The following is a 6,856-nucleotide window of genomic DNA, read 5'->3' as shown; positions in this document are numbered from 1 at the left end:
CAAAAACAGTTTGGTTACCATTTATAATTCAGGATGTTGCGGCATGGCAGGTTCTTTTGGATATGAAAAAGAACATTATGAGATCAGCATGCAAATGGGTGAAGATACGTTGTTTCCTAAAATTAGAGCTACAGATGCTAATGTAGCCATTGCTGCTGCAGGAACCAGTTGTCGTCACCAAATTTTTGACGGAACCAGTAGAAAGGCCTTGCATCCGATTACTATTCTAAGAAGTTGTGTGAAATAATTTTCAGCTTGAAATGAATTCTAAAAGGAATAGTGATTCTCTGTCTATTTAAATGATTTTTCTTTTATTGGTTTAATTGTATTCGATTTGACTTTTTATATTGACAATAAAAATCATTTTGTCTTTTTTGAAAAATAATATAAAAAAAAAGCTCGAGAAACTTTATTAGTTCAATTTGTTTTATACTTTTGATTTTTCAAGATAATCTGCATTATTTTTAAGATAAGAGCATATAATTTACAGTATATTAATTTTTAATGATAAAATTTGCAATATGGCATTAAAGGGTTTATTCAGAAAGAAAACAGTACAAGATATTTTAAAACAGGTTGAAAAAAGGGATGCCGATGGACATAATGCTTTAGGTAAGCACCTGACAGCTCGTGATTTGACAGCCTTTGGTATTGCGGCAATTGTAGGAGCAGGTATTTTTAGTACCATTGGAAAAGCGAGTGCTGATGGAGGTCCTGCAGTTATCTTTCTTTTCTTGTTTACTGCTATAGCGTGTAGTTTTGCTGCTTTTGCTTATGCTGAATTTGCCTCGATGGTTCCCGTTTCAGGAAGTGCTTACACGTATTCTTATGTTGCTTTTGGTGAAATTATAGCCTGGATTATTGGTTGGGCATTGATTATGGAATACTCAGTTGGTAATATAACGGTCGCTATATCGTGGAGTGATTATTTTACAAGTTTACTTGAAAGTGGTGGCCTTCATTTGCCAAAATGGGTTCAAATGGATTTTTTGTCCGCCTCCAGAGGATTCGATGACGCTACTGCATTGATGCAAGGTGGAAAAGAATTTGCGAACTTGAGTCCTGCTTTGCAAGATGCTTATACCGCTTGGACGACTTCACCAGTTATTGGTTCGTTTCATTTTGTAGCTGATCTTCCTGCATTATTAATTATCGTTTTAATTACAGCATTGATTTACCGTGGAATGAAAGAATCCCGAAATGCGAGTAATATCATGGTGGTTGTAAAATTATGTATCGTTCTTTTGGTTATTGCTGTTGGTGTTTTCTACGTAGATACTGCTAATTGGGATCCTTTTGCACCTAATGGTGTTACAGGAGTTTTAAAAGGAGTTTCTGCAGTGTTTTTTGCCTATATTGGGTTTGATGCTATTTCAACAACAGCCGAAGAGTGTAAAGACCCACAACGTGATTTGCCAAGAGGGATGATGTGGGCTATTATTATATGTACCATTTTATATATTGCTATAGCATTGGTATTAACAGGAATGGTGAGTTATGACCTATTGAATGTAGGAGATCCATTAGCTTTTGTATTTGAAAAATTAGACCTGAAATGGATGTCAGGAATTATTGCGGTTAGTGCGGTTGTGGCTATGGCAAGTGTTTTATTGGTTTTCCAAATGGGGCAACCACGTATCTGGATGAGTATGAGTCGTGACGGTTTGTTGCCAAAACGTTTCTCAAAAGTACATCCAAAATATAAAACTCCTTCTTATGCGACAATTGTTACTGGTTTTGTAGTAGCGGTTCCGGCTTTGTTTTTGAACTTAACATTGGTTACAGATTTGTGTAGTATAGGAACGCTATTTGCTTTTGTATTGGTTTGTGCGGGAGTTCTGGTATTACAAAATAAAAAAGATATTCCTCGAGGTAAATTTAAAACCCCTTATGTTAATTCCAAATTCATCTTTCCAGTTTTAATGATTATTGGGCTTGTGTTTGCTTTTGGCTATAACAAAAAAGCGACTATGGATTTTATTACCAATGAAACCCAAATCAATAATTCAGCGGATATTATTACTTCATTGGATAAAGAAGAAACTCAAAAAGTATACGACTATTTAGTAACTATTGATGCTAAAAACAGTACGACTGAAACACCGGATTTAGAACATTTATTGAGTCAATACCAACAAGATGATGCAAAATATGCTTCAGTAATTGCAGGTTTGCCAATTGCGGATTCTGTTAAATACGAGAGCGGCTTTGACTTGTTTAAGCATAAAATCCCGATGTGGATTTTTCTTCTTACTCTAGTTGGATTGTCAGTTTGGTCTTTCAAAGAAAATTTGTCTTTAATTCCTCTTCTAGGCCTAATTTGTTGTTTGTATTTGATGGCAGAACTAAGTGTTTGGAACTGGATTTATTTTGGGATTTGGCTTTTAATTGGATTGGTAGTCTATTTTAGCTTTAGCCGTAAAAACAGTAAGTTGAATAGTATAGAAATTTAGAAAATAAATTCATTTATATAAAAACCGTCTCGTTAAACAACTTGACGGTTTTTTTGTGCTGTTTAGTCAGTCTTCAAAAAGAAGTAGTAGGCCCAAAATTATCTTATTAGACTCAAGAAATGTATTGGTTTTCTAACTGTTTGAAAGGTTTAAAACACCCTGAAAGAAGATTTAGTGAATGTGATTACAGTTTAGTAGTAAGTTTGTAAATCTTATTTTTAATGCTGTGAGAGCACGATTAAGACAATCGCTATTAAAGCTAAAAACAGCCCTAGAAGATTCATTTTACTCAGCTTTTCTTTAAAAATTAAAATACCCACAAGACTGCCTATAATAATCACTCCCATATTCATGCCCGCAAAAACGGTAGAAGGGTTTTTTGAAAATTCCTGATGTGCTTTAAGGTAAAAAAGAATATTTCCAAAGTTGAAAATACCGACTAAACCGCCAAAAAGAATGTTATGGATATTTAATGTTGCTTTTTTAAAAATCACTTCATAAGCAACCACAGTAATCATTATACTCATTGCTATTCCTAAGATGACAAATAATGAAGTGGTATATGGCAGACTGGTATAAGTGGCAATTTGTTTGAAGAGAATGTCTATAACTCCAAAGCCCATCAAAACTACTGCTGGATAACCCCATTTATTTTTAGTGTTTTCGCTGTTTTTTGTGAGAATAAGCAACAATGCCGGGATTGCCAATACGAAAGCCGAAATTTTCAGCATACTGAATTGTTCTTTGAATAGTAGCCAGGCCGCAAGAATAGGTATAAATAATGAGAGTCGTTGGGCAGCATCGGTTTTTACAATTCCCATGTGTTTAATGGATGCCGCCAAAAAAAGGAATATAGAAGGTAATAAAATACCAATAGTTATATAAAGCCACCATGGCGCTTTAGTTTCAACGGTATTTAAATCTGGGCTGTATGACAGGTAGCAAAGTGTACATGCAAACACATAATTCCAAGTGACTATTTGTGTGTGGCTGATGGTATATTTACGGGCGACTTTAAATATCACACCCACGGTTACACTGCAAATAATACTTAAGATTAGAAATAACATAGTTTTATTTATATTGTGAGGAACATGTGGGGATTTTATTTAATAAAAAAACGGTAAACGCTTATTTTATAGCCGTTTACCGTTTTTGTTTTGTGACCTTGACTGGATTCAAACCAGTAACCTCTTGAGCCGTAATCAAGTGCGCTATTCAGTTGCGCCACAAGGCCATTTTTTTTGCTTTTTAAGAGCTTATTAAAGCGCCTTATTGCGGGTGCAAATATAGGTATAATTGTGTAATTTGCAAGTCTAAATTTATAAAAAAATAAAAAAACATGCCACTTAAGAATTATATACGTGATATTCAGGGATTTCCCAAAGAAGGAATTTTGTTTAAAGACATTACTCCCTTGCTAATTGATCCCGAAGCAAGGAAAAAATGCTTGAATATATTGGTTTCATCCCTTGCAGATAAAAAAATAGACAAGGTAATAGGAGTGGAGAGTCGAGGGTTTTTCTTTGGAATGTTGATTGCTCAGGAATTAAATGTGGGTTTTATTCCGGTTCGAAAACCTAGCAAGTTGCCTTACGAAACGATTTCGGCAACGTATGATTTGGAATATGGAACGGATACATTAGAAATTCATACCGATGCGATTCAAAAAGGAGACCGAATCCTGATTCACGATGATGTTTTGGCAACCGGAGGAACGGCGAAAGCGGTTTGTGAATTGGTGGAACGATTGGGTGGCGAAATCGTACAATGCAATTTCCTGATGGAATTAGCTTTCTTGAATGGAAGAGCAAAAATCAAAGGAAATGAAATTTTTGCCGCAATTACATATTAATCTAATGCACGTGTGGTTACGTAATATCTAAAACCAATAATTGCCATTTGCCATTTCTTGGCTTTTGCCAAATCCAATCGTTGTTTGGTGAAACTAGGTAAAATGACTTTGTTGATTTGTGCCAGAATTTTATACATATCGTTTTGTTTTTGACAAAGATATAAAAAAAGACGGTCTTGTTTGGGGACCGTCTTTTTTGGTTTTATGATGATATTATTTTTTTCTTTCGCGTTCTAAGTTAGAATGATATTCTTCCATTTGTTGTTCGTACACTTTCATTTTTTTCTCAAAAGCAGCCATTTCTTTATTGAATGGCTTCATTTTCTTTTCAAATTCTTCCATTTGTTTATCGAAAGCTTCCATTTGAGGCTCCAGTTTTTTCATTTTAGCCTCGTAGTCTTCCATTTTCTTTTCAAACTCTTTCCAAGCTTTTTTATCTCCTTTAATTGGGTCACCTTTTGGTGCTTTTGGCGCTTTGGGAAAAAGGGGTGCTTTAGGGGCTTTAAATTTAAAATTTGGAGCATTAGGAGGAGTTGGTGGCTCTGGTATCATTTCTTTCCCATCTAAATAGCTTTTAGTAATAATACGGATTGAGTTCTTAGTTGAAGTCCCCTCTTTTTGTACATTAACCGAGCTTATATGATTTGGATTCATGCTTTCGGCCTCTAGCGGGCTTACTTTTTTTCCGTCAATAAAATATTCTGCATCACTAGGTATACCATTTATTTCTTTCGTTATTTTTGTAACCGTATACGTGCTTTTTGGTTTTTGAAGAATATTTAAACTATTAGAATCTACATTTTCTAATTCCAAATCCATTGTTTGTACATCAGAATTAAATATACTTTTACTTTCTGCGGTTTTACCTTTTGTTGCAATTCTTATTATAGATTTGTTATTATCCTTAGTGACATTCATTGTAGTTATGTCATCCGGATTGGTTCTATCTAATTCTTCTTTGCTCACTTTTTTTCCATCAATAAAAATTTCTGTATTTGGATCAATACCCTCATTTTTACTATTATTAACTATGTGAGCTTTAATTTTTTTGATACTGTCTTTTTCTTGTTGTATTTCTATAGCAGCAGTAACCGGATGTTTTGATTGCACTTTGTTGGTTTCTTCTTTTACTTTTTCCTGAGCAATTACCTCAATTTGAAATAAAGATATAAATGCTACTAAAGCAGGAAGAACAAGCGCATACTTCCAAGAATTTCTTTTGTTCGATTGATTTTTGTTTAACATAACGATTCGTTTTTTGATTAATGATTGATAAAAATGATTGGTAATGGCAACACAATTCTCCTGTGTTGTTATTTTTAAAAGCGTGAACTGATACGCTTTTTTGTCGGATATTTTTTTTGTGGCTTCACTGTCAGCAATGAATTCTAAGTTTTGTAAGATGGCTTTTTTGTACAACCAAACTAACGGATTGAACCAAAAAAGAATACAAAACAGTCTTGAAATCAATACGTCTACGGTATGATTTTGATCGCTATGCACTTTTTCGTGTTCCAAAATATTTTCTAATTCGGAGTCGCTGTATAAGGACGAATTGTAAACTATAGTATTAAAATAGGAAAATGGAGCAATGTTTTCAGTAGTATCAATAAATTTAAAATCAGCTTGATTTTGAATCGTTTTTCCTTTCAAAACGGTATTTAAACTATAAAAATCGAAAGCAAATTTTCCCAGAAATAAAATTATTCCAATTGCGTAAACAATTCCAGATATTAAATACCAATTGATTTCAAAAGGTTCATTTTCGATACTATTTGTTATTGGAATTCTTGACCAATCAATATTCTTAGAGCTTGATTCTACCATTATTATTTTGGTATAAACAACTAACGGCAAAACAACAGAAGTGAATAAACCAAATAAAAGAAACCAACGATTACTCGTGAAAAAGGTTTCTTTTCTCAACATAAAATAATAAGCCAAATAAAACAGTGCGATTAATCCACTGGATTTGATGAGGTAAATGTAGAATGCTTCCATAACGATTCTTGATTTTATTCTGGAGTTGTTTTTTTAAGAAGGATTATTTTTCTTCTTTTTGAGTTTCAATCATTGCCAAAATCTCCCGTAATTCGGCTGCAGAAATTTTCTCTTCTTTGGCAAAATGGGAGACCATATTTTTATAGGAACTGTTAAAATAATTATCGATAGCCGTATTCATGAAGCGTTTTCTATATTCTTCTAAACTCACGATAGGATAGTATTGGTGTGTGTTTCCAAAAGCATTGTGCGATACAAAGCCTTTTTCTTCCAGATTACGCACAATAGTAGAAAGTGTGTTATAATGGGGTTGCTCTTCTGTTATTTCTGCCATAACTTCTTTTACGAATGCTTTTTTGAGCTTCCATAAAATGTGCATGATTTCTTCTTCTTTATTGGTCAGTTTTTGCATGATTTTTTTATTTGAATCAAATCTACAACTATATTTTTAGTTACACAACTAAAAATATAGTTAATTAACTAAAAAAACAGGTTTAGTGCTGAGATCAAATTTATTTTAGCACAAAAACATCAAAATCAAACAAGA

7 protein-coding genes and 1 tRNA gene are annotated in these 6,856 nt (G+C 33.5%); 3 read left to right on the top strand and 5 right to left on the bottom strand.

From position 1 onward, the window contains the following. Together E0H99_RS09410 and E0H99_RS09405 are read left to right on the top strand one after the other, a co-directional pair. Positions 1-247, top strand: a 247-nt coding sequence (locus E0H99_RS09410; RefSeq protein ID WP_131994291.1) for a hypothetical protein, incomplete at its 5' end; no start/stop codon positions are given. A gap of 274 nt (positions 248-521) precedes the next feature. Continuing rightward, positions 522-2,453, top strand: a complete 1,932-nt coding sequence (locus E0H99_RS09405) for an amino acid permease (RefSeq protein ID WP_131994288.1) — start codon at positions 522-524, stop codon at positions 2,451-2,453. Between the two features lie 218 nt (positions 2,454-2,671). Here E0H99_RS09405 and E0H99_RS09400 read toward each other — a convergent pair whose 3' ends face one another. Both E0H99_RS09400 and E0H99_RS09395 read right to left on the bottom strand, forming a co-directional pair. Continuing rightward, on the bottom strand, positions 2,672-3,523 hold the full coding sequence (locus E0H99_RS09400) for an EamA/RhaT family transporter (RefSeq protein WP_131994285.1): 852 nt from the start codon (positions 3,521-3,523) through the stop codon (positions 2,672-2,674). 93 nt (positions 3,524-3,616) lie between these two features. After that, positions 3,617-3,690: transfer RNA gene (locus E0H99_RS09395), tRNA-Arg, on the bottom strand. Between the two features lie 105 nt (positions 3,691-3,795). Between E0H99_RS09395 and E0H99_RS09390 the strand changes: the two genes are divergently transcribed. Continuing rightward, entirely contained in the window at positions 3,796-4,308 is a 513-nt protein-coding gene (locus E0H99_RS09390; protein ID WP_131994282.1) for an adenine phosphoribosyltransferase, read from the top strand. Here the strand turns inward: E0H99_RS09390 and E0H99_RS09385 are convergent. The 3 genes from E0H99_RS09385 to E0H99_RS09375 all read right to left on the bottom strand — a co-directional run bounded on the left by E0H99_RS09385 (position 4,305) and on the right by E0H99_RS09375 (position 6,721). After that, a complete protein-coding gene (locus tag E0H99_RS09385) occupies positions 4,305-4,445 on the bottom strand; it encodes an SsrA-binding protein (RefSeq protein WP_091170625.1) in 141 nt (46 codons plus the stop codon). The genes E0H99_RS09390 and E0H99_RS09385 overlap by 4 nt on opposite strands. 76 nt (positions 4,446-4,521) lie before the next feature. Then, positions 4,522-6,309 carry a M56 family metallopeptidase gene (locus tag E0H99_RS09380; protein WP_131994279.1) on the bottom strand — a complete coding sequence of 596 codons (1,788 nt, stop codon included), beginning with the start codon at positions 6,307-6,309 and terminating at the stop codon, positions 4,522-4,524. A 43-nt stretch (positions 6,310-6,352) separates the two neighbouring features. Continuing rightward, a complete protein-coding gene (locus tag E0H99_RS09375) occupies positions 6,353-6,721 on the bottom strand; it encodes a BlaI/MecI/CopY family transcriptional regulator (RefSeq protein ID WP_131994276.1) in 369 nt (122 codons plus the stop codon). Between the last annotated feature and the right edge of the window lie 135 nt (positions 6,722-6,856).

Origin of the sequence: Flavobacterium sp. GT3P67 (genome assembly GCF_004349155.1) — a bacterium.
GTDB classification, from domain to species: domain Bacteria; phylum Bacteroidota; class Bacteroidia; order Flavobacteriales; family Flavobacteriaceae; genus Flavobacterium; species Flavobacterium ranwuense.
This window is presented reverse-complemented; position numbering and strand designations above follow the sequence as displayed.

Excerpts from the sequence above, each read along its gene's own strand:
- E0H99_RS09405 (WP_131994288.1), top strand. The coding sequence starts at position 522 with ATGGCATTAAAGGGTTTATTCAGAAAGAAAACAGTACAAGATATTTTA.
- E0H99_RS09400 (WP_131994285.1), bottom strand. The coding sequence starts at position 3,523 with ATGTTATTTCTAATCTTAAGTATTATTTGCAGTGTAACCGTGGGTGTG.
- E0H99_RS09390 (WP_131994282.1), top strand. The coding sequence starts at position 3,796 with ATGCCACTTAAGAATTATATACGTGATATTCAGGGATTTCCCAAAGAA.
- E0H99_RS09385 (WP_091170625.1), bottom strand. The coding sequence starts at position 4,445 with ATGTATAAAATTCTGGCACAAATCAACAAAGTCATTTTACCTAGTTTC.
- E0H99_RS09380 (WP_131994279.1), bottom strand. The coding sequence starts at position 6,309 with ATGGAAGCATTCTACATTTACCTCATCAAATCCAGTGGATTAATCGCA.
- E0H99_RS09375 (WP_131994276.1), bottom strand. The coding sequence starts at position 6,721 with ATGCAAAAACTGACCAATAAAGAAGAAGAAATCATGCACATTTTATGG.